Consider the following 19,949-nt stretch of genomic DNA (forward strand, 5'->3'; position numbering starts at 1 on the left):
GGAAAAGAAGCATACCTTATGGTATGTTTCTTTTTTATGTTTTCCTGTGTTTTTAATTTATTGTCTTTTTATGTTTATGTGTATATAGCGCGTTTCTATTTTATAGGTTATAATTAGTTATAATTTAAATCTAATGGCTGGCATGCTATCCTAAAAGGTATAAAAATATTGTGATTATTTGATTATCGGAACCCATTATGCGGATAATAAATTAATTTTAACACATAAAAATATTAATGAAGTTATACAACTTATTAAACAAACTTTTCTTGAATTTGTTGCGCCGGACTATGATGAATCAGGCATAAAAAACTTCTTTAAATTTGCAGAAGATGAAGATTTACTTATGCAGCTTGTATTTTATGCGGCTTTGCATAACAATAAAATCACTGGGATACTTGCCGTAGATGATAAATTAAACCATATTTGCTTATTCTTTGTCGATAAGAATTTACAAAATACCGGTATTGGAACTGCCTTGTTTAAAAGGTTTTTAAATGAATCTATGCCTAAAGCAGTAACTGTTAATTCATCTCCGTTTGCCGTAAAAGTTTATGAAAAGCTTGGTTTTACTGCAACCGGCAGCAGGCAGATTTCTGATGGGATTGTTTATATTCCTATGCTGTATAGCAGTAAATAGTTGCAGTATACAAAGCATATTATTTTTGGTGCATTTTATAATGAGGTAACAAAGTGATTAAAATACTTTTTATTTGTCTTGGCAATATTTGCCGTTCGCCGATGGCGGAGTTTTTATTTAAAGATATGGTTGCCAAACGAGGCCTGGCAGATAAATTCTATATTGCTTCTGCGGCTACAAGCAGTTATGAAATCGGTAATCCGGTGCATCCCGGCACGCGCAATAAACTTGCACAGTATGGAATTAGTGTTGCCGGTAAAACTGCCGTACAGCTTACAAAAGCAGATTATGATAAATACGACTACCTTATAGGCATGGAATCCTCCAATATCCGCAATATTTTGCGCATTGTAGGCAGTGACAGCCGGCATAAAGTATATAAACTTTTACAGTTTGCAGGCAGTGAGCGCGATATTGCCGACCCATGGTATACCGGCAATTTTGATGTTACTTATAACGATATCCACGAAGGCTGCACTGCTTTGCTGGAATATTTGCTTAAAAATAAAACCGGCGTTTAAGCGCAATCTTGTGGAATCCGACTTGATTCAAAGAGGCAAGACCTTAAACACCGATTCTGAAAATCATTATAACAGGAATGCAAATTAATTACAATTAGTCCTGCCTGCGCAGGGCTTTTTTATTGTGCTTTTGCCTGCTGATGATATAATGTTATTGTTGAAAGAAGATGCTGCAATGAAAATTATTGATGCTCATATGCATTATTTTAATATTGAAGGTTTTAAAACTGTTGCCGCAAATGCGGGATACGAAAACACTGCGGCTTGCTGGCAGCAGATTTGTGAAGAAAATAATATTGTGTTCAGCGTGGCAATGGGAAATACAGAAGATGTGCCGAGCCGTTATGGCGGAATTTCGCCGCGCCTTATTGATTTAAATGCGCCGTTTGATGACATAAAATATAATCAGCCCGATAATATTGGTTATTGCCTGGGTGTTAAAAGCGAGCAGATTACTTTGGAAAATGCCGGGAAAACAGCGCTTGAATTTGAATATTATGCTCAAAAGCCGCAATGCGTAGGTATAAAAATTTATCCGGGTTACAGGCCTGTTTATGTTTACGATAAACGCCACTGGCCGCTTTTTGAACTGGCGCGTGCCTATAATTTGCCGGTAGCCGTTCATACCGGCGATACTGCCTCCAGTGATGCGCGCCTTAAATATGCGCATCCGCTTACCGTTGATGAAGCTGCTGCCGATTTTCCGGATGTTAAATTTGTTATCTGCCACTGCGGCAACCCGTGGTTTGCAGATGCCACCGAAGTAGCTGCCAAAAATCCTAACGTGTATATAGATTTATCAGGTTTGCTGGAAGGCATACCCGGGCCGGATTTTTATAACAAGCAGAAGGCTTATTTTGATTATCTTTCAATGTGGCTTAATTATATGGGCCGCTGGGATAAGCTGATGTACGGCAGCGACTGGCCGCTTGTAAATATAACTGATTATATTAATATTTTAAAACAGGTTGTGCCGCAGGAACATCATGAAGAATTTTTTTACGGCAACGCTTTAAATGTATACGGGCGTATAAAAAATTTGCTGCATGATTGTTAACGCTTTTTAAAACACAGGTTGACGGAAAAGCCCTGTAATAATATAATTATGAAGTAATAATATTTTTCAGAGGTTGCAATGCAGAGTTTAATTGAAATAAAAAATTTAAAACATAGTTATATTGATACCGACGGCAATGAAATTCATGCTTTAAATGGAGTAAGCCTCGATATTTATAAGGGCGAATTCATAGCCGTTATTGGCGCCAACGGCAGCGGTAAATCCACTCTGGCGCGCCATTTGAATGCCCTGCTTTTGCCTACGGAAGGCAAATGTGTTGTGGCAGGCATGGACACCGCAGACGATAAAAATTTATGGAATATACGCCAGCATGTCGGTATGGTTTTTCAAAATCCTGACAACCAGATTGTTGCGGCAATTGTTGAGGAGGATGTGGCCTTCGGACCGGAAAATATCGGCGTGCCGCCGGCAGAAATCCGCACCAGGGTTGATAATGCACTGGCAGCCGTTGGCATGACGGAATATGCAAAACATGCCCCGCATTTATTAAGCGGAGGGCAGAAACAGCGCGTGGCCATTGCCGGTGTGCTGGCATTGGAGCCGGACTGCATTGTGCTGGACGAGCCTACTGCGATGCTTGACCCGCGTGGGCGTATTGAGATTGTAAACACGGTAAAAAAGCTGAACCGTGAAAAAAATATTACCGTTGTGTATATAACGCATTATATGGAAGAAGCCATGCAGGCAGACCGCATTATAGCCATGGAACACGGCGTGATAAAAATGCATGGCAGGCCTGAAGAAATTTTTACGAAAGTAAAAGAGCTGCATGCTTTGGGGCTTGAAACACCGCTGGCAGCACAGGCCGCCTTTGACCTGCGCCAGAAAGGAATTAAGCTGGCGGATGGTATTATCTCTAACGAAGAACTGACGGAGGAATTATGCCGATAAGTTTAGAACATGTTTCGTTTACATATATGAAGGGAACGCCTTTTGAAAAAACTGCTCTGCATGATGTAAATCTGCAAATAGAAAAAGGTGAATTTGTTGCCGTTATCGGGCATACCGGCAGCGGCAAATCCACACTGGTGCAGCATTTAAGCGGGCTGCTGCATCCGCAGAAAGGCAGCGTTTGTGTTGACGGCGTAAATTTAAACGCCAAAAATGCAGCCGCCAAAAAAGCACGCAATTCTGTCGGTATGGTTTTTCAGTATCCGGAGCATCAGATTTTTGCCGAAACGGTTTATGAAGATATTGCCTTTGGCCCGCGTAATAAAGGCTTAACGCCGGAGGGAACCGACAGAGCCGTTAAGGACGCCATGGCTTTTGCCGGGCTTGATTTTGAAACCTTTGCCCAGCGTTCGCCGTTCCGCCTTTCGGGCGGGCAGATGCGCCGCGTAGCCATTGCCGGTGTTGTTGCAATGGAGCCGGATTATTTAATTTTGGACGAACCTTCTGCCGGATTAGACCCGCGCGCCCGCGACGAAATTTTTAAGGAAATAATGGCGCTGTACCGTAAACGCGGCATAGCCGTTATTTTGGTAACGCATAATATGGAAGAAGCCGCGCGCTATGCAACACGCCTTTTGGTAGTGTCTGACGGGCGGATTATTTTGGACGGAGTTCCGCATGAAATTTTTACAAACCATAAGGAAGAACTGTTAAAAGTGTCTATGGATGTTCCTCCCGTTTATAAGCTGGCGGAATGTTTGCAGGAACATGGGCTGAACGTAAAAAGCACGCCGGAGCTTGCCGATTTGGAACGGCAGATACTTAAAGTAAGGAGGAGCAGACATGCTGACTGATATTACTTTAGGGCAGTATTACCCCGGCAGTTCCGTTATACACGGGCTTGACCCGCGTGCAAAAATACTGGCAACGCTGCTGTTTATCGCCGCTATTTTCTTTGCGGAAAGCATGCTTTCCTACGGAGTTTTGGCTTTGTTCGTTGCAGCAGTTATTCTGCTTTCGCGCCTGCCGGTATTAATGGTGCTGCGCAGCGTAAAGCCTTTGTGGATTATTATTCTGCTTACGCTGTTTATCCATGCTTTTACGGGTGAAGGCAGCAATGTTTTATATCAGTACGGCTTTTTCCGTTTAACGGAAGAAGGCCTTATTATGGGTATAAAAATGTCGCTGCGGCTGGTATTTTTGCTGCTTATTTCGTCTATTTTAACTTTTACTACATCGCCCATTGTGCTGACAGACGGTATTGAATCGCTGCTGCGGCCTTTTAAATGTATTGGCGTACCGGCGCATGAGCTTGCAATGATGATGACCATTGCCCTGCGTTTTATACCTACTTTGATAGAAGAAACCGACCGTATAATTAAAGCGCAGACCGCGCGCGGAGCTGATTTTGACAGCGGCAGCCTGCTGCAAAGGGCCAAAAATATGCTGCCGATACTGATACCGCTTTTTATAAGCGCGTTCCGCAGGGCAGATGAACTTGCCATTGCCATGGAAGCCCGCTGTTACCGCGGCGGAGAAGGGCGCACCCGCATGCATGAGCTGGTGTATAAAACCGGCGATTTTATTGCCCTGGCAATAATTGTGCTTTTAATTGCCGTTTTGGCAGTAATGCGCTGGGGGCTGGGCTTATGAGGCGGACATTCAAACTAACGGTTGCTTACGATGGCAGCGGTTATCATGGCTTTCAGCGCCAGCCGCGCGATATAACGGTGCAGCAGGTGCTGGAAGATGCCTTAAGCCGCATTACAGGCGAAAATGTAGTGATTGCAGGCTCCGGCAGGACAGACAGCGGCGTACACGCCAGAGGGCAGGTTGTTTCTTTTACAACCGGCTGCGGCATACCGGCTGCTAATTTAAAACGCGCCATGAACAGCATACTGCCCCCGGATATAACGGTAATTGCTTCGCAGGAGGCGGAGGAAGGTTTTCACGCACGCTTCAGCGCCAAATGGAAACGCTATTGCTACCGCATTGTGCTCAACGGTGATTACGACCCGTTCATAAGAAATTATGCATGGCAGATGCAGAACACCAAATTAAATATCGAAGCCATGAACATGGCAGCAGGTTTTCTTCTGGGCACGCATGATTTTTCTTTTTTCCGCTCAAGCGGCAGCGTGCAAAGTTCGCCTGTAAAAACAATATATAAAGCCGTGTGGCAGGAAAAAGCGCCCGGTGATTTGCTTTTTGTTATTGAAGGTGACGGTTTTTTATACCGTATGGTGCGCAACATTGTGTGGAACCTTGTTGAAGCAGGGCTTGGCAGAAAGAGCCTGGAACAGTTTAAGGAAGAACTTGATAAAGCGGAGCGCCATTTTAAAATAAGCCCGGCGCCGCCGCAGGGCCTTTACCTTGATTATGTGGGCTATACGGAATATTTGCCTTAAAAACTGCGAATTTTGCTTGACAAACAATAAGCAGATGTATAAAATATATATACGTGATTTTGTGACGTATCTTATTAGCCCCAAGATAAGTTAACAAGTCGCACTGAACAGGAAATAATTTAGGAGGGACATAAGGATGAAATCTTTTATGGCTAATCCGTCCAACATCGAACGCAAATGGTACGTTGTTGACGCAGCTGATAAAACTCTCGGCCGTCTTGCCGCAGAAGTAGCAAAAATCCTTCGTGGAAAACACAAACCGACTTTCACTCCGCATATGGATACCGGAGATCATGTAATTGTAATTAATGCAGATAAAGTAGTTCTGACCGGCAAAAAACTCGTTCAGAAAACTTATTTCCGTCACAGCGGTTATCTTGGCGGCGCAAGCTTCACTACCGCAGGCGAAATGCTTGCCAAAAACCCTGTAAGAATGGTTGAACTCGCTGTTAAAGGTATGATTCCGCACAACCGTCTTGGCAGCAGAATCTTTACCAAACTGCATGTATATGCAGGTGCTGAACATCCGCATGCAGCACAGAAACCTGAAGTTCTCGAAATTAACGTAAGATAATAACCGGAGGAGGAAACGTAAATGGCAGTAGTTACTTATAATGCGACCGGCCGTCGCAAATCTTCAGTTGCACGCGTTCGCCTGGTTCCGGGTGAAGGTAAAATCATTATCAACCAGCGTGAGCTTGATGATTACTTTGGACTGAAAACTTTGGAATTAATCGTAAACCAGCCGCTTGAACTCACCGAAACCAAAGGCAAATACGATGTACTCGTAAATGTTATCGGCGGTGGCGTATCCGGCCAGGCAGGTGCAATCCGTCATGGTATTGCCCGCGCTCTCCTGAAAGTTGACGAAGAATTCCGTCCGGCTCTTAAAAAAGCAGGTTACCTTACTCGTGACCCGCGTGAAAAAGAACGCCGTAAATATGGTCTTAAAAAGGCCCGTAAAGCAAGCCAGTTCTCCAAACGCTAATATTTGGATATTGCTTCAAAATTCAATCCCCGAAAGCCTTATGGCTTTTGGGGATTTTTTGTATTTTACGGCGGCATTTCACATAACCTTTGCTTTTGTCAGGCAGGAGTGCTTTGAATTTGGTCGAAGTATTTATATTATAAATCTCAGGCGAGGCCTGTTTGGAGGTAAGATAATGCAGAATTATGCCGCACAGGATGAAATATTATATCATGTTGGATTATCGCCCGAAATGTTAAAAGGCGCGGAATATGCCCTATTGCCCGGTGACCCCGGCCGTGTGGAAGCACTTGCCAAAGCCCTTGGCCCTGCACAGTATTTAAATACGCACCGCGAATATACAAGCTGGCTGGCAGTGGTTGAAGGGCAGAATGTGCTTGTTTGTTCTACCGGCATGGGTGGGCCTTCCGTTGCTATCGGGCTGGAAGAACTTGCCCGCCTTGGCATTAAAAACTTTATCCGCGTGGGCACAACCGGCTGTATTCAGGAAAATATCAATCTTGGTGATGTTATTATTAATAACGCTGCCGTAAGGCTGGAAGGTACTTCTGCGCATTATGCGCCAGTTAATTTTCCGGCTGTGGCGTCGTTAAAACTTACCAATGCCCTTAATGATGCGGCCGCAGCTTTAAATGTGCCGCATCATGTCGGTATTTCCGTTTCTTCCGATACTTTCTGGCCGGGGCAGGAGCGTTATGACAGTTTTACCGGCTATGTATGCAATGCCCTGCGCGGAACGCTTAAAGAGTGGCAGGCGCTTGGTGCGCTTAATTATGAAATGGAAACGGCGGCACTGTTCGTTGTGGCACAGGCTTTTGGGCTTAATGCAGCTTCAATTTGCGGTGTTATTGCCAAACGCACGCAGAGTGAAAGCATTGCTCCGCCGGAAATATACGCGCTGGCCTCCGAACGGTTTGGCGCTGTTGCCAAAAAGGCACTGCAAACTTTGCTGAAGGGGGAATGAGCATGGCAAGGGCAATAATTCTTTTGTTGGATTCTTTCGGCATTGGGCACGCAGCAGATGCGGAAAGATTTGGCGATAAAGGTGCCGATACGCTTGGGCATATTTGCAGCTGGATGGCTGAAAACCGTAAAAATGAGGACGGCAGCCCTAAATTTTTGTATCTGCCCAATATGGCAAGGCTTGGGCTTGAAAAAGCTGCCGAACTGAGCAGAGGGCAGCGCCTTGCCCATACTATTGCCGGTGAAGGCGCAGAAATTAGCGGCGCATATACTTACGCGCAGGAAGTAAGCCGCGGTAAGGACACACTGAGCGGCCACTGGGAAATGATGGGCGTGCCTGTTGATTTTGAATGGGGTTATTTCCCCGATAAACCGAACTGCTTTCCGCCGGAATTGGTGGAAGCAATTATAAAAAAAGGCAGTTTGCCGGGAGTTTTAGGCGAAAAACATGCTTCCGGCACGGAAATTATTAAAGAACTGGGCGAAGAACATATGCGCACCGGCAAACCGATAATATATACCAGCGCCGACAGTGTTCTGCAAATTGCCGCGCATGAAACTGCTTTCGGGCTGGAGCGCTTATATGACTTGTGCAAAATTTGCTATGAACTTGTTAAACCGTACCGCATTGCCCGCATTATTGCCCGCCCGTTTGTAGGCAGCTGCGCTGCTGATTTTGTGCGTACCGGCAACAGGCATGATTATGCCGTGCCTGCACCGGAACCTACCTTGCTTGATAAACTGACGGCGGCAGGCGGAAATGTTTATGCTGTCGGCAAAATTGCCGATATTTTTGCCCACCGAGGCATAACCAAACATTATCCGGCGGCAGGGCTGGAAAATATTTTTAACGCCAGCAGCAGTGCCGTTGCGGATGCGCCGGATAATACGCTGGTTTTCAGTAATTTTGTCGATTTTGATTCTTCGTACGGACACAGGCGCAATGCTTTGGGGTATGGCGAAGCGCTGGAATATTTTGACAGCCGTCTGCCGGAAATACTGGTACAGCTGAAAAAAGATGATTTGCTGCTTATTACCGCGGACCATGGCTGCGACCCGACCTGGAGAGGCAGCGACCATACGCGCGAGCATATACCGGTACTGTTTTACGGCAGCGGCATAAAACCGCAGCAGTTAGAGCCCATGCCATCTTTTTCCTGCATTGGGCAGACAATAGCCGCACATCTGGGGCTTGCGCCGCTTGCTCATGGCACGGCCGCAGCATTTAAATAAACCGGAGGGGTGAAGAAAAATGAAAAAGCTTAATTTGTTTTTTATGCTTGCTGTAATATGCTTAACTTTTACCGGCGCTGCGCCGAAGGCTTTTGCTGCCTTTGCAGAACAGCCCGCCACGCTTGTAGTGTTTGACCGCAGCGGCAACGTAACGCAGGACGTGTACCGCATTTGGCGCGAACCTGTAAGGTGGGCCTATCATTTCCCGGATTTTAAAATTGTAGACAACGCTCCGGCCAAAGCCGCTGCTGCCGAAAAAATTTTTACGCCGCAGGGAAAAGTAAAAATTGATACCAATGTAATGAAAAGTATTGCCGAAGAAGCACAGATAGAAGCCCTTGTGCTTGTTATGGTTGATGACCTCGATTCTTATATGGTTAACAGGTTTTTCGGCTTCCGTAATGATTTTGACGATACTTACATTGAAACTATTGCCAATGCGGATATTTATGTATACAGGCACGACGGCAACAGGTTCTCCAAAAAAGAAGTTTACGAGCGTGATGTAGAGCCTATGGGCAACCAGAAAGACCCGGTAGACATTATGAAATGGGCAATCTGCAAACAGGTGAACCTGATGGAAGGACGCCCGATTATAGAATAAACATACAAAATATTGCGTTTTCAAAAAGTTAAATATACAATATTTTGTAGAAAAGGCTTTACAAATAATTATTATTGCTTTATAATTAGGTCATGAAACAAGTTTGAGGAGTGAGTTTTATGACATACGAAATGGACGGTATTAAAGTTAATTGTGCGGAAGGTATTTCAAAAGAAGAAGCTGCTGTTTATTTAAAAGACCAGCTGCAGGTACGCCCGCATGAAACCCTGCTTTCTTTGGATTTAAGCCTTAAAGGCGATAATGTTGTTGTAAAACCGCATTATGATACTATCGTAAGAGTCCGCAGAATTACGGGCTATCTCAGTACACTGCCGCGCTTTAACGATGCCAAAAAGGCTGAAGTTGCCGACCGCGTATGCCATCTGCACTGATATAAATAAACTGCCTCCGTGCCGTACAGGTGTGGAGGCTTTTTTATTTTACCGCATTATTGTATAATATTTGTAAAAAAACAAAGGAGCAGCTTATGCGCAATTACACAAAAATATATATTACCTCTAAAGGCGAGCGTGCCGCAAGAAGCGGCCATCCCTGGGTATATGCAGATGAAATTACCAATATCGAAGGAACTTATGCCAATGGCGATTTGGTTGATGTTGTAACCAATAAAGGGAAATATCTTGGCACTGGTTTTATTAACGATAATTCTAAAATTAAAGTACGCATTATTTCCACCAATACCAACGATAAATTCGATACTGCTTTCTGGCAGCGCCGTTTGCAGTATGCTGTTGATTACCGCCGCACGGTAATGCCGGGTGATGATTTTAAATGCTGCCGCCTTATTTTTGGCGAGGCCGATATGTTTCCGGGCCTTACGGTAGACCGCTTTAACGATATTTTGGTAACGCAGACTCTTTCTCTGGGTATAGAACTGCGCAAAGAAGAAATTTTCCCCATGCTGATACAGATTCTGCGCAGCAGCGGTGAAAATATCCGCGGTATTTATGAGCGCAACGATGTAAAAATACGCGAACTGGAAGGCATGGCAGAAAATAGAGGCTGGTTTATGCCCGAAACAGTGGAAGATAAAAATACCGTAACAGAAATAATTGAAAACAGCATCCGTTACAGCGTGGATGTTGAAAACGGACAAAAAACAGGCTTTTTCCTCGACCAGAAATATAACCGCCAAGCTGTGGCACGCATTGCCAAAGGAAAGCATGTGCTTGATTGCTTTACGCATACCGGCGCTTTTGCGCTTAATGCCGCTGCCGGAGGGGCGGCGTCCGTAACGGCGGTGGATGTTTCTGCCGAAGCTGTGCGCATGACAGGCATTAATGCGGAAAAGAACGGTTTTAAAGACGTTGTTAAGCCGCTTGAAGCGAATGTTTTTGATTTATTAACCAAACTGGCAGAAGAAAAATCGCACGCTTATGATTTTATTATTTTAGACCCGCCCGCCTTTACAAAATCGGGCAGCACGGTTAAAAATGCCATACGCGGCTATAAAGAAATAAATTTAAAAGCCATGAAACTTTTGCCGCGCGGAGGTTATCTGGCAACCTGCTCCTGCTCGCATTTTATGAAAGAGGAGTATTTTGTGCAGATGCTTAAGGACGCCGCGCGTGATGCCAGCGTCAGCCTGCGGCAGATTGAAGCGCGCCAGCAAGCGCCGGACCACCCGGTTTTGTGGAACGTGCCGGAAACCTACTATTTAAAATTTTATATTTTTCAGGTTGTGTAAGAGGGGAGAACAATGGAAGAAAAACTGCGTAAATTAATGCTGGCGATGATTGCCTACAACAACGGCGACGCCAAACGTATTCAGCACTTTATTAAGGTACACGCTTTGGCAAAGCTCATCGGCGAAGAAGAAAAGCTGGACGCCAAAACGCTGTATATTTTGGAAGCCGCCGCGCTGACGCACGATATTGGCATCCGCAATAGCGAAAAGAAATACGGCACCTGCACCGGCAAACAGCAAGAGGTTGAAGGTCCGCCGGAAGCGGAAAAACTGCTGCAAAGCCTGGGCTTTGACGCCGCTGTTACGGAACGTGTGTGCTGGCTGATTGCGCACCACCATACCTATGGCAATATTGGCGCTGCCGATTATCAGATTTTAGTGGAAGCGGATTTTTTAGTAAATCTGTATGAAGACGGCGTAAGCCAGGAAGCCGTAAAAACGGCGTACAGCCGCATTTTTAAAACGCAGGCAGGCAAAAACATCTGCCGTACAATGTACGGATTGGCAGAATAAAAGGACATACTGTTAAATTTTTTACGGTTTTATGCGTACGTAGTTTAATATTGTGGTTAAATTTATTTGAATACTGTACAAACTAAAGTATATAGTGTATCATATTAGTAATTATAATTTTAGGGAGGCTTTTATAAATGACTAAAGCTGCAAAATTTGACGCTTTTCTGGCAGAAAATAAAATTACCTGCTTTGCAAAGGAAGAAGTAAAAAACGACCTGCATACCGTGGTATACCGTGCGCATATGGAAGTAAGCGGGCAAATGCTGCCGACAATGGTTGTTGCCGATGACAGCATTTATACCATGATTCAGGTTCGTGTTGCTGCTTCCGTAGTAAACGAAGGCAACAAACAGGCTGTGCTGGAACATATCAACGCCATGAACGGCAAATACAAAGTATTTAAATATTATGTTGCCGATAACGGCGATATCTGCCTGGACAGCTGCCTTACCGACACGGAAGAAAGCTTTGACCCGCGTCTTGTACATACCGTTATTGATGTAATTTTAAGGCATTTAACGGAAGAATATCCTAATTTAATGAGCCTTGTATGGGCTAAATAATTGTTTTAACAGGAGTTGGTTAATATATGGATCCTCTTGGGTCTGTGGTTGAGTGTATTATTGTTTTAGTCCTTATTTTATTGAACGGTTTATTGTCAATGCTGGAAATGGCGGTAGTGTCCTCGCGCAAAAGCCGCCTGGAACAGCTGGCGGAAGAAGGCAGCAAAAGTGCTGCTTATATCAGCAAACTGGCAGAGGAGCCGACTGTATTTTTATCTACCGTGCAGATAGGCATTACGCTTGTCGGCATTGGCACAGGCGTATACAGCGGCGCCATGCTGGCGGCACCGCTTGAAGTGCTGCTGCGTAAAATTCCTTTTATGGTGCCTTACGCCGCATTTGTATCATATTCAACGGTTGTTGTGCTGGTAACGTATTTAAGCCTTGTTTTAGGCGAACTGCTGCCGAAAAAACTGGCTTTGAACAATCCTGAAAAAATGGCAATGTTCTTTGCCCGTTTTATTAAAACCTTAATTACGGTTTTCCGCCCGCTTACCATCTTTTTAAGCGTATCAACAACAGTTCTGTTAAGGGTAATCGGCGTTAAGCCCAACGAAGAACCGCCCGTAACGGAAGAAGAAGTGCGCGTTTTAATTGAGCAGGGGCGCGAACACGGTGTTTTTGATGACCGCGAGCAAATGATGATTGAAAACGTATTTGCTCTTGACGATTTGCGCGTCAGCGAAATTATGACGCCGCGCACCAAAATTGAATGGCTTGATTTAAACGACACGGCAGATGTACAATTTTCTGAAATGTCAGACAAGATGTATTCCTGTTTTGTTGTGGCGGAAAATGATTTGGAACATGTTGCCGGTGTTGTTTATACCAAAAAAGTTTTTGCGTCGTGGCTGCACGGCGGCGAACGCAACCTGCGCAAATTCATTCAGCAGCCGCTTTATGTTCCGGAGGCCATGCACACGCAGAGCCTTTTGGATATGTTTAAGGTAAAGCGCATTAAAGTTGCGCTGGTTATGGATGAATTCGGCGGGCTGGCCGGTATGGTAACGTTAAGGGACGTTATCGAGCATCTTGTTGGTGATTTGCCTTCTTACGATGAAGACGTTAAGCAGGAAATTGTAAAACGTGATGACGGAAGCTGGCTGGTAGACGGCATGCTGCCTGTTTCGGAATTTAAAGATTATTTTGAATTCGAAGAACTGCCGCTGGAAGAAAAGAACGGCTATAATACGGTTGCCGGGTTTGTGGTTACAAATATCGGGCATATTCCTCAGGCCGGCAATTACTTTGTTTGGGAAGGTTACCGTTTTGAAGTTATTGACATGGACGGCACCCGCGTTGATAAAGTAATGGTTACGCAGGTACCGCAGCAGGAACCGGAAGCTGATGATGAAGATTAAAACAAACATTAAATGACAATGGTGTCATGAAGTGGGGAGGAGTCGTAATTGGTACTTTTTATTGTAGTTGCAAGTGCAATAATTTTACTCGCTGCATATTTTACTTATGGCAAATTTCTTGCCAATACGGTTTTTAAACTGGATGACAAAAATCCCGTTCCTTCCGTGGAAATGGAAGACGGCGTTGACTATGTGCCTGCCAAAAAAGGCATGCTTTTGGGCCAGCATTTTTCGGCCATTGCCGCGGCAGGGCCTATTAACGGGCCTATTTTGGCCGCAGTTATTTACGGCTGGGCGCCTGCACTTTTGTGGGTAATTTTGGGCTGCATTTTTATCGGCGGCATTCACGATATGGGCAGCCTTGTTGCCTCCGTGCGCCATAAAGCAAAATCCATTACCGAAGTTGTGCGCCTTAATGTATCGCAGCGCGCGTGGATTTTGTTCATGATTTTTGTATGGATTACGCTTGTTTATGTTATTGTGGCATTTACCGATATTACGGCATCGTCTTTTGTCGGCAACGTAACGCTGGAAAACGGCGAAGTTGTTTCCGGCGCTGGTATTGCAAGTTCCTCTGCAATGTATCTGGCTTTGCCGATTATTATGGGTCTGTTAATGCGCTTTGGCGGCTTAAAAGAAGGTTTGGCAGTAGCGATTTTCCTGCCTCTGGTTGGTGTTGCCATTTGGGCAGGCCAGTCTTTGCCGCTTAGTCTGCCTGTTGCAGACCCGGCAACTGCCCAGAAAATCTGGGGCGTTTTAATTCTGGTTTACTGCCTTGTTGCGGCAATGATGCCGATGTGGCTTCTGCTGCAGCCCCGCGGCGCGCTTGGCGGATACTTCCTTTACATTGCCCTTGTTGTAGCGGCAATCGGCATTATGTTTGGCGGCTATGAAATTAATTATCCCGCCTTTACCAATCTTAATCCCGACGGCAGCCTTGGCGAACATTTCTGGACGCCGATGTTCCCGATACTTTTCATCACCATTGCCTGCGGTGCCTGCTCCGGCTTCCATGCCCTCGTATCTTCCGGCACCAGCAGCAAGCAGCTTGCCAAAGAAACGGACGCAACTGCCATTGGCTACGGCGCAATGCTGCTTGAAGGCATGGTTGCAGTAGTTTCCATCGTCTGCGTTATGATTCTTGCCAAAGATTCCGAACTTATTACCAAAGCGCCTAACTTTATTTACGCTATGGGCATCGGCAGCTTTATGGAACTTATCGGTATTCCGGCTGCTTTCGGTATCAGCTTCGGTCTGATGGCATTTACTACCTTTGTTTACGACACGCTCGACGTTTGCACCCGCCTTGGCCGTTACGTTATTGAAGAACTTACCGGCTGGCGCGATATGAAGGGCAAAGTGCTGGGAACCGTGCTTACTTCCGCAGTGCCTATTTTCTTCATCTTCCAAACCATGACGGATGCCAAAGGCAACGTAATTCCGGCATGGAAAACCTTCTGGAATACTTTTGGTGCTTCCAACCAGCTGCTGGCAGCGCTGGCACTTATCGGCATCAGCATCTGGCTGTACAATACCCGCCGCAATTCCAAGGTATGGATGGCTGCGTGCATTCCGGCTGTGCTTATGTTCTTAATGTCCAACTGGGCGCTCCTGCTCAGCATTTATGAAGGCTGGGTACTTGGCCTTGGGCATCCTGCCGTACCGGTAGTATCCGTAATTTTGGTAATACTTTCCGTACTGGTTGCGGTTGAAACCATTTATTCCGTAAGCAAAAGCAAAGCCCAAATTCAAAAAGAGCAATAAGGCTTGACATAATTTTTAAAACTAATTATAATAATTTCCAACAACATATTTTTCACCTGAAAAACTGTGAAGGGAATAAGATAAACCCCAACGCCTTCAGAGAGCTGCCGGAAGGTGCAAGGCAGCGGCAAAGGTTTATGTATAGCTCATCCCGGAGTTGCCCGCCCGATATGTAGGGCCGGACGTTTGGCCGCGTTATAAAGCCGGGCCTTGTTGGAGGCTGCTGAGGGCCGCGTCTGCGGCTGAAATTAGGGTGGTACCGCGTGGAATTATTCCCCGCCCCTATGCTTTGTAGGGAGCGGGGATTTTTGTTTCTCCGCTCAATTAAAAACGAACGGAGGTTATTAAAATGCAGTATGCAAACAAAAAGTACATTCCATTTCAGCCTGTAAAAATGACAAACCGCGAATGGCCGGATAAAGTAATTACCAAAGCTCCGGTATGGTGCAGCGTAGATTTGCGCGACGGCAACCAGGCACTGGTTACGCCCATGCAGCTTGATGAAAAGCTTTTAATGTTTAAAACATTGGTCGATATCGGCTTTAAAGAAATTGAAGTTGGTTTTCCTTCTGCCTCCGACACGGAATATGAAATTCTGCGCACGTTAATAGAAGGCAACTATATTCCCGATGATGTAACCGTGCAGGTACTGGTTCAGGCCCGTGCCGAACTTATCAAAAAAACTTTTGAAGCAGTTAAAGGCGCTAAAAACGTTATTATACATTTTTATAATTCAACTTCAACTTTGCAGCGCAAAGTAGTGTTTAAAAAAGATATGGACGGCATTGTAGACATCGCCGTGGAGGGCGCACGCCTTATCCGCAAATTAACGGAAGAAGAAGTTGCCAAAAGCGGCATGAACATCCGTTACGAATATTCTCCCGAAAGCTTTACCGGTACGGAAATAGATTTTTCCATCCGCATTTGCGAAGAAGTTATGCGCGAACTTGGCGCAACCAAAGAAAACCCGGTTATTTTAAACCTGCCTTCAACGGTAGAAATGTCCACACCAAACACTTATGCCGACCAGATTGAATACTTCTGCAAAAACCTGCATAACAGGGAAGCCGCTATCGTAAGCATTCATCCGCATAATGACCGCGGCACGGCAGTTGCTTCGGCAGAACTTGCCATCATGGCAGGAGCAGAACGTGTGGAAGGCACGTTGTTCGGCAACGGCGAGCGTACCGGCAACCTTGACCTTGTAACAGTTGCGCTCAATATGTTCACTCAGGGTGTAGACCCGCAGCTTGATTTCAGTAATATTCTGGAAATTAAAAATATTTACGAAAAATGCACCAAAATGCACGTGCATGAACGCCAGCCCTATGCCGGCGAACTTGCCTTTACCGCTTTTTCCGGTTCCCATCAGGATGCAATCCGCAAAGGCTACGATTATATGGAAGATTCCAAAACTCCATATTGGGAAGTACCGTATCTGCCAATTAACCCGGCAGATGTTAACCGTGAATATGAACCTGTTATCCGCATTAACAGCCAGTCCGGCAAGGGCGGCGCAGCCTTTGTGCTGGAACATGCCTGCGGTTACCGCCTGCCGAAAGAGATGCACCCGGAATTTGGCGCAATCGTCAAGGCAGCCTCGGATGCTTACGGCGACGAACTGAAAGAACAGCAGATTGTAGAACTCTTTAATAAAGAATATACTGAGTTTAAAGGTAAATACACGCTGCTTCAGCACCGCTTTACGGAACTACGCGATATGGACGGCACCACGGAAACCCGCTTTGAAGGTTATATTAACGAAAACGGTGCCATCAAGATGATTGTCGGCAGCGGCAACGGCCCGATTGACAGCTTCTTCCAGGCACTTTCGAGCATCGGCATTACCGGCTACGAATTTGTAAACTACCATGAACACGCTATTAGCCGCGGCAGTGATGCGCTCGGCATTTGCTACATTGAACTTAAAGTTCCCGGCAATGGACATATCTTTGGCGTAGGCATCAACGCCAATATCAACGTAGCGGCAATTCAGGGCATACTCTGTGCTATTAACCGTGCGGAAGCACACCATACTCAGGCGTAAAGTCAGTATTTGAAAATCCTGCTCGGACTGCGTGGATTGAAATATCACAATGTCATGCACATTATCAAGCACGTTGTTGCAGCACGCATAAGCAGCGCGTGATAAGTTATTGTGCGTAGCTACGGCCGCGTTTTCCTCAGATAATTCAAATATCTGTATTTTTAGCCTGAAAAACAAATTATTTAAATAACAAGAACACTCCCTTTTTATTCAACTGATTTTTAGCTGATAAAATGGGAGTGTTCGTTTTTTACTTATTCCTTATTTTTTACTTCAAATACTCATCAAAGAAGTTTTCAATTTTATCGAACGGAATAGCGTTTTTGCCGCCGCCGTCATACAGGTCGGTGTGAACTGCGCCGGGGATGATTAACAGTTCCTTGTTTTCGGTGTAGGGGTTGCCGTCAATCATATTTTTGTAGGCGTCTTTGCTGAAGTAAACGGAATGTGCTTTTTCGCCATGGATAATCAGTACCGCGCTGCGGATTTCGTTGCTGTATGCCAAAATCGGCTGGTTTAAAAAGCTCATAGTGCCGGTAACGTTCCAGCCGCCGTTAGAGTTTAAAGAGCGTGGATGATAGCCACGTTTTGTTTTGTAGTAATCGTAATAATCCTTTACAAAAAAAGGCGCATCTGCCGGGAGCGGGTCTGCTACGCCGCCGCCAAGTTTGTAAGTGCCGGTTTTGTAGTCTTCGGTGCGTTGTGCGTTTAGCGCCTGTCGTTTGGCGTAGCGCGCATCACTGCTGTTTTCGGCGTCAAAATAACCGTTGGCGTTCACGCGCGACATATCATACATGGTGCTGGTTACGGTAGCTTTAATGCGGGTATCCAGCGCGGCGGTGTTCAGTGCCATGCCGCCCCAGCCGCAAATGCCGATAATGCCTATTTTATCGGGGTCAACCATTTCATTTGCTGCAAGGTAATCTACTGCTGCCTGAAAGTCCTCGGTGTTAATATCTGGCGAAGCCATATAACGGGGCTGGCCGCCGCTTTCACCGGTAAAGGAAGGGTCGAAGGCAATGGTTAAAAAGCCGCGTTTTGCCATTTCCTGTGCATAAAAGCCGGAGGCCTGTTCCTTAACTGCGCCAAACGGTCCGCAAACGGCAATGGCAGGCAGTTTGCCCTGCACGTTTTTGGGTACATACATATCCGCAGCCAGCGTAATGCCGTAACGGTTGCGGAAGGTTATTTTACTGTGATTTACTTTATCGCTTTGCGGAAAAATTTTGTCCCATTCCTGAGTTAAATTAAGCTGTGCTGTCATGTTCGTATCAGTCCTTTCTGCGGTAATTGCCGTGCCTGCCGGTGCGGCGTAAGCTGCGGCTGCGCCTGTGCAAAGCAAAAGCGACAGGCCGAGTGCTGTAAAAAGCTTCATACTGCTCATCCTTTCTTACATATTAGCTGGGGCTGCGTTTTTTAGCTGGTAAAGCAAAAAATCCAGCAGGTCTACTTTTTGTTCTGTCCGGTGGAGTTCTGCCAAAAGCAGGTGTTTATGGCGGCGCAGCAGCAGTGCTGCGTTTTGGGTATCGCCGCTTCGCAGCAGCTGCATAACAGTATCGGTCAGTTCGGTGCTGCACCCTAACTCCCGCAGGCTGTTTTGGTAATCTGCTAATTTTATCTGCTGCATTTGCGCACCTCTTTTCTGTTTTTATTATAGCCAGGCGGCGATTTTTGCGCTAATGGTAAAAACTCATATCGTGATATGAAATAAATTCAATTCATGCTATAATAAACTTACGGAGGTTTTAGAGTATGGAAATCAGAACCCTGCGCTATTTTTTAGAGGCGGCGCGCGAAGAAAATATGTCCAAAGCGGCGGAGCGGATGCACATATCGCAGTCGGCGCTTTCCAAACAGTTAAAAGGGTTGGAGGAGGAGCTTGGCAAAAAGCTGTTTGTGCGGCACAGCTTTTCGATTGAGCTGACGGAAGAAGGGATGCTTTTGCGCAAGCGCGCGGAAGATTTGCTTTCGATGGCGGATAAAATAACGGCGGAGTTTGCCTCAATGGACGACATTATCGGCGGCAATATTTATTTCGGCTGTGCGGAATCGTACCAAATCCGGCATTTAGCGGCTTTAATAAAGCGTTTTAAAAAACAGTACCCGGGGTTTCATTACCACATTACCAGCGGTGATACGGAGCAGGTAACGGAAAAGCTGGATAAAGGGCTTTTGGATTTTGCCGTACTGGTAGAGCGCCCGGATTATGCAAAATACAATGTTGTTAAAATGCCGGAATCGGACCGTTGGGGGCTGGTAATGCCTGCCGGGTGCGCACTGGCGCAGAAGGATTGCATTACTTTTGAAGATTTGCTCGGGCTGCCGCTGTTTTGCTCCGGGCAGGGCTGGCACGCCGATTTGCCGCTGTGGTGCGGTGAGCGCATTAACGAGCTGACGCTGGAAGGTTCATTCCGGCTGTCGTATAATGCTTCTGTTTTTACGCGGGAAGGACTGGGTTATTTATTAACCTTTGAGCATCTGGTTAATACCAGCAGTGAAAGCGGGCTTGTGTTCCGACCGCTGTACCCGGAGCTGACGACGGATATGTTTATTATCTGGAAGAAACATCAGGTATTTACGCCAATTGCCGAGCGGTTTATTAACGAGCTGCAAAAAGAATTTGGGAGAAACTATTAAAGTTTTCTGGCATCGGCCTGAAAAGTG

General features: G+C 45.7%; 22 protein-coding genes and 1 other annotated feature. Of the genes, 20 read left to right on the forward strand and 2 right to left on the reverse strand.

What is annotated here, in order from left to right:
- Window positions 1-178 precede the first annotated feature (178 nt).
- The 19 genes from M3079_RS08035 (at window position 179) to leuA (ending at window position 17,285) form a co-directional block, all read left to right on the forward strand.
- Window positions 179-640, forward strand: coding sequence for a GNAT family N-acetyltransferase (locus tag M3079_RS08035; RefSeq protein ID WP_249078556.1), 462 nt, complete (start codon window positions 179-181; stop codon window positions 638-640).
- Between the two features lie 53 nt (window positions 641-693).
- The gene (locus M3079_RS08040; protein ID WP_249078558.1) at window positions 694-1,161 is read left to right on the forward strand and encodes a low molecular weight protein-tyrosine-phosphatase; all 468 of its coding nucleotides are present in this window, start codon (window positions 694-696) and stop codon (window positions 1,159-1,161) included.
- Between the two features lie 175 nt (window positions 1,162-1,336).
- The gene (locus M3079_RS08045; RefSeq protein ID WP_249078561.1) at window positions 1,337-2,218 is read left to right on the forward strand and encodes an amidohydrolase family protein; all 882 of its coding nucleotides are present in this window, start codon (window positions 1,337-1,339) and stop codon (window positions 2,216-2,218) included.
- 78 nt (window positions 2,219-2,296) lie between these two features.
- On the forward strand, window positions 2,297-3,130 hold the full coding sequence (locus M3079_RS08050) for an energy-coupling factor transporter ATPase (protein WP_249078563.1): 834 nt from the start codon (window positions 2,297-2,299) through the stop codon (window positions 3,128-3,130).
- The gene (locus M3079_RS08055) at window positions 3,121-3,984 is read left to right on the forward strand and encodes an energy-coupling factor transporter ATPase (RefSeq protein ID WP_249078565.1); all 864 of its coding nucleotides are present in this window, start codon (window positions 3,121-3,123) and stop codon (window positions 3,982-3,984) included. Before M3079_RS08050 ends, M3079_RS08055 begins: the two co-directional genes overlap by 10 nt.
- Window positions 3,974-4,783, forward strand: a complete 810-nt coding sequence (locus M3079_RS08060) for an energy-coupling factor transporter transmembrane component T (RefSeq protein WP_249078566.1) — start codon at window positions 3,974-3,976, stop codon at window positions 4,781-4,783. The genes M3079_RS08055 and M3079_RS08060 overlap by 11 nt, the downstream gene beginning before the upstream one ends.
- On the forward strand, window positions 4,780-5,538 hold the full coding sequence (truA, locus tag M3079_RS08065; RefSeq protein WP_249078568.1) for a tRNA pseudouridine(38-40) synthase TruA: 759 nt from the start codon (window positions 4,780-4,782) through the stop codon (window positions 5,536-5,538). Before M3079_RS08060 ends, truA begins: the two co-directional genes overlap by 4 nt.
- Window positions 5,539-5,674: 136 nt before the next feature.
- Window positions 5,675-6,112, forward strand: coding sequence for a 50S ribosomal protein L13 (rplM, locus tag M3079_RS08070; RefSeq protein WP_021715670.1), 438 nt, complete (start codon window positions 5,675-5,677; stop codon window positions 6,110-6,112).
- 21 nt (window positions 6,113-6,133) lie between these two features.
- Window positions 6,134-6,526, forward strand: coding sequence for a 30S ribosomal protein S9 (gene rpsI, locus M3079_RS08075; RefSeq protein WP_021715669.1), 393 nt, complete (start codon window positions 6,134-6,136; stop codon window positions 6,524-6,526).
- Window positions 6,527-6,701: 175 nt separating this feature from the next.
- Window positions 6,702-7,490: a uridine phosphorylase gene (udp, locus tag M3079_RS08080; protein WP_249078570.1), complete on the forward strand. Its 789-nt coding sequence runs from the start codon at window positions 6,702-6,704 to the stop codon at window positions 7,488-7,490.
- 2 nt (window positions 7,491-7,492) lie between these two features.
- Window positions 7,493-8,722: a phosphopentomutase gene (locus M3079_RS08085; protein ID WP_249078572.1), complete on the forward strand. Its 1,230-nt coding sequence runs from the start codon at window positions 7,493-7,495 to the stop codon at window positions 8,720-8,722.
- A gap of 19 nt (window positions 8,723-8,741) precedes the next feature.
- A complete protein-coding gene (locus M3079_RS08090; RefSeq protein ID WP_249078574.1) occupies window positions 8,742-9,326 on the forward strand; it encodes a hypothetical protein in 585 nt (194 codons plus the stop codon).
- 119 nt (window positions 9,327-9,445) lie between these two features.
- Entirely contained in the window at window positions 9,446-9,718 is a 273-nt protein-coding gene (gene nrdD / locus M3079_RS08095) for an anaerobic ribonucleoside-triphosphate reductase (RefSeq protein WP_021715665.1), read from the forward strand.
- Window positions 9,719-9,813: 95 nt separating this feature from the next.
- Complete coding sequence (locus M3079_RS08100) at window positions 9,814-11,034, forward strand: class I SAM-dependent rRNA methyltransferase (protein ID WP_249078576.1); 1,221 nt, start codon at window positions 9,814-9,816, stop codon at window positions 11,032-11,034.
- Window positions 11,035-11,046: 12 nt separating this feature from the next.
- Window positions 11,047-11,547 (forward strand): HD domain-containing protein, encoded by a 501-nt coding sequence (locus M3079_RS08105; RefSeq protein WP_249078577.1) that lies wholly within the window; start codon window positions 11,047-11,049, stop codon window positions 11,545-11,547.
- A 137-nt stretch (window positions 11,548-11,684) separates the two neighbouring features.
- Window positions 11,685-12,113, forward strand: a complete 429-nt coding sequence (locus tag M3079_RS08110) for a hypothetical protein (protein ID WP_249078579.1) — start codon at window positions 11,685-11,687, stop codon at window positions 12,111-12,113.
- A gap of 26 nt (window positions 12,114-12,139) precedes the next feature.
- A complete protein-coding gene (locus M3079_RS08115) occupies window positions 12,140-13,474 on the forward strand; it encodes a hemolysin family protein (protein ID WP_021715661.1) in 1,335 nt (444 codons plus the stop codon).
- A 48-nt stretch (window positions 13,475-13,522) separates the two neighbouring features.
- The gene (locus M3079_RS08120; protein WP_249078583.1) at window positions 13,523-15,238 is read left to right on the forward strand and encodes a carbon starvation protein A; all 1,716 of its coding nucleotides are present in this window, start codon (window positions 13,523-13,525) and stop codon (window positions 15,236-15,238) included.
- Between the two features lie 57 nt (window positions 15,239-15,295).
- Window positions 15,296-15,525, forward strand: a binding site (T-box leader).
- A 62-nt stretch (window positions 15,526-15,587) separates the two neighbouring features.
- Window positions 15,588-17,285 carry a 2-isopropylmalate synthase gene (leuA, locus tag M3079_RS08125; RefSeq protein ID WP_249078585.1) on the forward strand — a complete coding sequence of 566 codons (1,698 nt, stop codon included), beginning with the start codon at window positions 15,588-15,590 and terminating at the stop codon, window positions 17,283-17,285.
- A 268-nt stretch (window positions 17,286-17,553) separates the two neighbouring features.
- Here leuA and M3079_RS08130 read toward each other — a convergent pair whose 3' ends face one another.
- Both M3079_RS08130 and M3079_RS08135 read right to left on the reverse strand, forming a co-directional pair.
- Window positions 17,554-18,549 (reverse strand): alpha/beta hydrolase, encoded by a 996-nt coding sequence (locus M3079_RS08130; protein ID WP_349293371.1) that lies wholly within the window; start codon window positions 18,547-18,549, stop codon window positions 17,554-17,556.
- A gap of 126 nt (window positions 18,550-18,675) precedes the next feature.
- Window positions 18,676-18,912 (reverse strand): hypothetical protein, encoded by a 237-nt coding sequence (locus M3079_RS08135; protein ID WP_021715657.1) that lies wholly within the window; start codon window positions 18,910-18,912, stop codon window positions 18,676-18,678.
- A 125-nt stretch (window positions 18,913-19,037) separates the two neighbouring features.
- On the opposite strand from M3079_RS08135, the gene M3079_RS08140 reads away from it, so the two are divergent.
- Complete coding sequence (locus M3079_RS08140) at window positions 19,038-19,922, forward strand: LysR family transcriptional regulator (protein ID WP_249078588.1); 885 nt, start codon at window positions 19,038-19,040, stop codon at window positions 19,920-19,922.
- The last annotated feature ends 27 nt before the right edge of the window (window positions 19,923-19,949 follow it).

Source organism: Phascolarctobacterium sp. ET69, from assembly GCF_023336935.1.
In the GTDB taxonomy this organism is placed as follows: Bacteria; Bacillota; Negativicutes; order Acidaminococcales; family Acidaminococcaceae; genus Fusicatenibacter_A; species Fusicatenibacter_A intestinipullorum.

Excerpts from the sequence above, each read along its gene's own strand:
- M3079_RS08085 (WP_249078572.1), top strand. The coding sequence starts at position 7,493 with ATGGCAAGGGCAATAATTCTTTTGTTGGATTCTTTCGGCATTGGGCAC.
- M3079_RS08110 (WP_249078579.1), top strand. The coding sequence starts at position 11,685 with ATGACTAAAGCTGCAAAATTTGACGCTTTTCTGGCAGAAAATAAAATT.
- M3079_RS08055 (WP_249078565.1), top strand. The coding sequence starts at position 3,121 with ATGCCGATAAGTTTAGAACATGTTTCGTTTACATATATGAAGGGAACG.
- M3079_RS08100 (WP_249078576.1), top strand. The coding sequence starts at position 9,814 with ATGCGCAATTACACAAAAATATATATTACCTCTAAAGGCGAGCGTGCC.
- nrdD (WP_021715665.1), top strand. The coding sequence starts at position 9,446 with ATGACATACGAAATGGACGGTATTAAAGTTAATTGTGCGGAAGGTATT.
- M3079_RS08140 (WP_249078588.1), top strand. The coding sequence starts at position 19,038 with ATGGAAATCAGAACCCTGCGCTATTTTTTAGAGGCGGCGCGCGAAGAA.
- M3079_RS08130 (WP_349293371.1), bottom strand. The coding sequence starts at position 18,549 with ATGACAGCACAGCTTAATTTAACTCAGGAATGGGACAAAATTTTTCCG.
- leuA (WP_249078585.1), top strand. The coding sequence starts at position 15,588 with ATGCAGTATGCAAACAAAAAGTACATTCCATTTCAGCCTGTAAAAATG.
- M3079_RS08045 (WP_249078561.1), top strand. The coding sequence starts at position 1,337 with ATGAAAATTATTGATGCTCATATGCATTATTTTAATATTGAAGGTTTT.
- udp (WP_249078570.1), top strand. The coding sequence starts at position 6,702 with ATGCAGAATTATGCCGCACAGGATGAAATATTATATCATGTTGGATTA.
- M3079_RS08050 (WP_249078563.1), top strand. The coding sequence starts at position 2,297 with ATGCAGAGTTTAATTGAAATAAAAAATTTAAAACATAGTTATATTGAT.
- M3079_RS08135 (WP_021715657.1), bottom strand. The coding sequence starts at position 18,912 with ATGCAGCAGATAAAATTAGCAGATTACCAAAACAGCCTGCGGGAGTTA.
- M3079_RS08115 (WP_021715661.1), top strand. The coding sequence starts at position 12,140 with ATGGATCCTCTTGGGTCTGTGGTTGAGTGTATTATTGTTTTAGTCCTT.
- M3079_RS08090 (WP_249078574.1), top strand. The coding sequence starts at position 8,742 with ATGAAAAAGCTTAATTTGTTTTTTATGCTTGCTGTAATATGCTTAACT.
- M3079_RS08060 (WP_249078566.1), top strand. The coding sequence starts at position 3,974 with ATGCTGACTGATATTACTTTAGGGCAGTATTACCCCGGCAGTTCCGTT.
- rpsI (WP_021715669.1), top strand. The coding sequence starts at position 6,134 with ATGGCAGTAGTTACTTATAATGCGACCGGCCGTCGCAAATCTTCAGTT.
- rplM (WP_021715670.1), top strand. The coding sequence starts at position 5,675 with ATGAAATCTTTTATGGCTAATCCGTCCAACATCGAACGCAAATGGTAC.
- M3079_RS08105 (WP_249078577.1), top strand. The coding sequence starts at position 11,047 with ATGGAAGAAAAACTGCGTAAATTAATGCTGGCGATGATTGCCTACAAC.
- truA (WP_249078568.1), top strand. The coding sequence starts at position 4,780 with ATGAGGCGGACATTCAAACTAACGGTTGCTTACGATGGCAGCGGTTAT.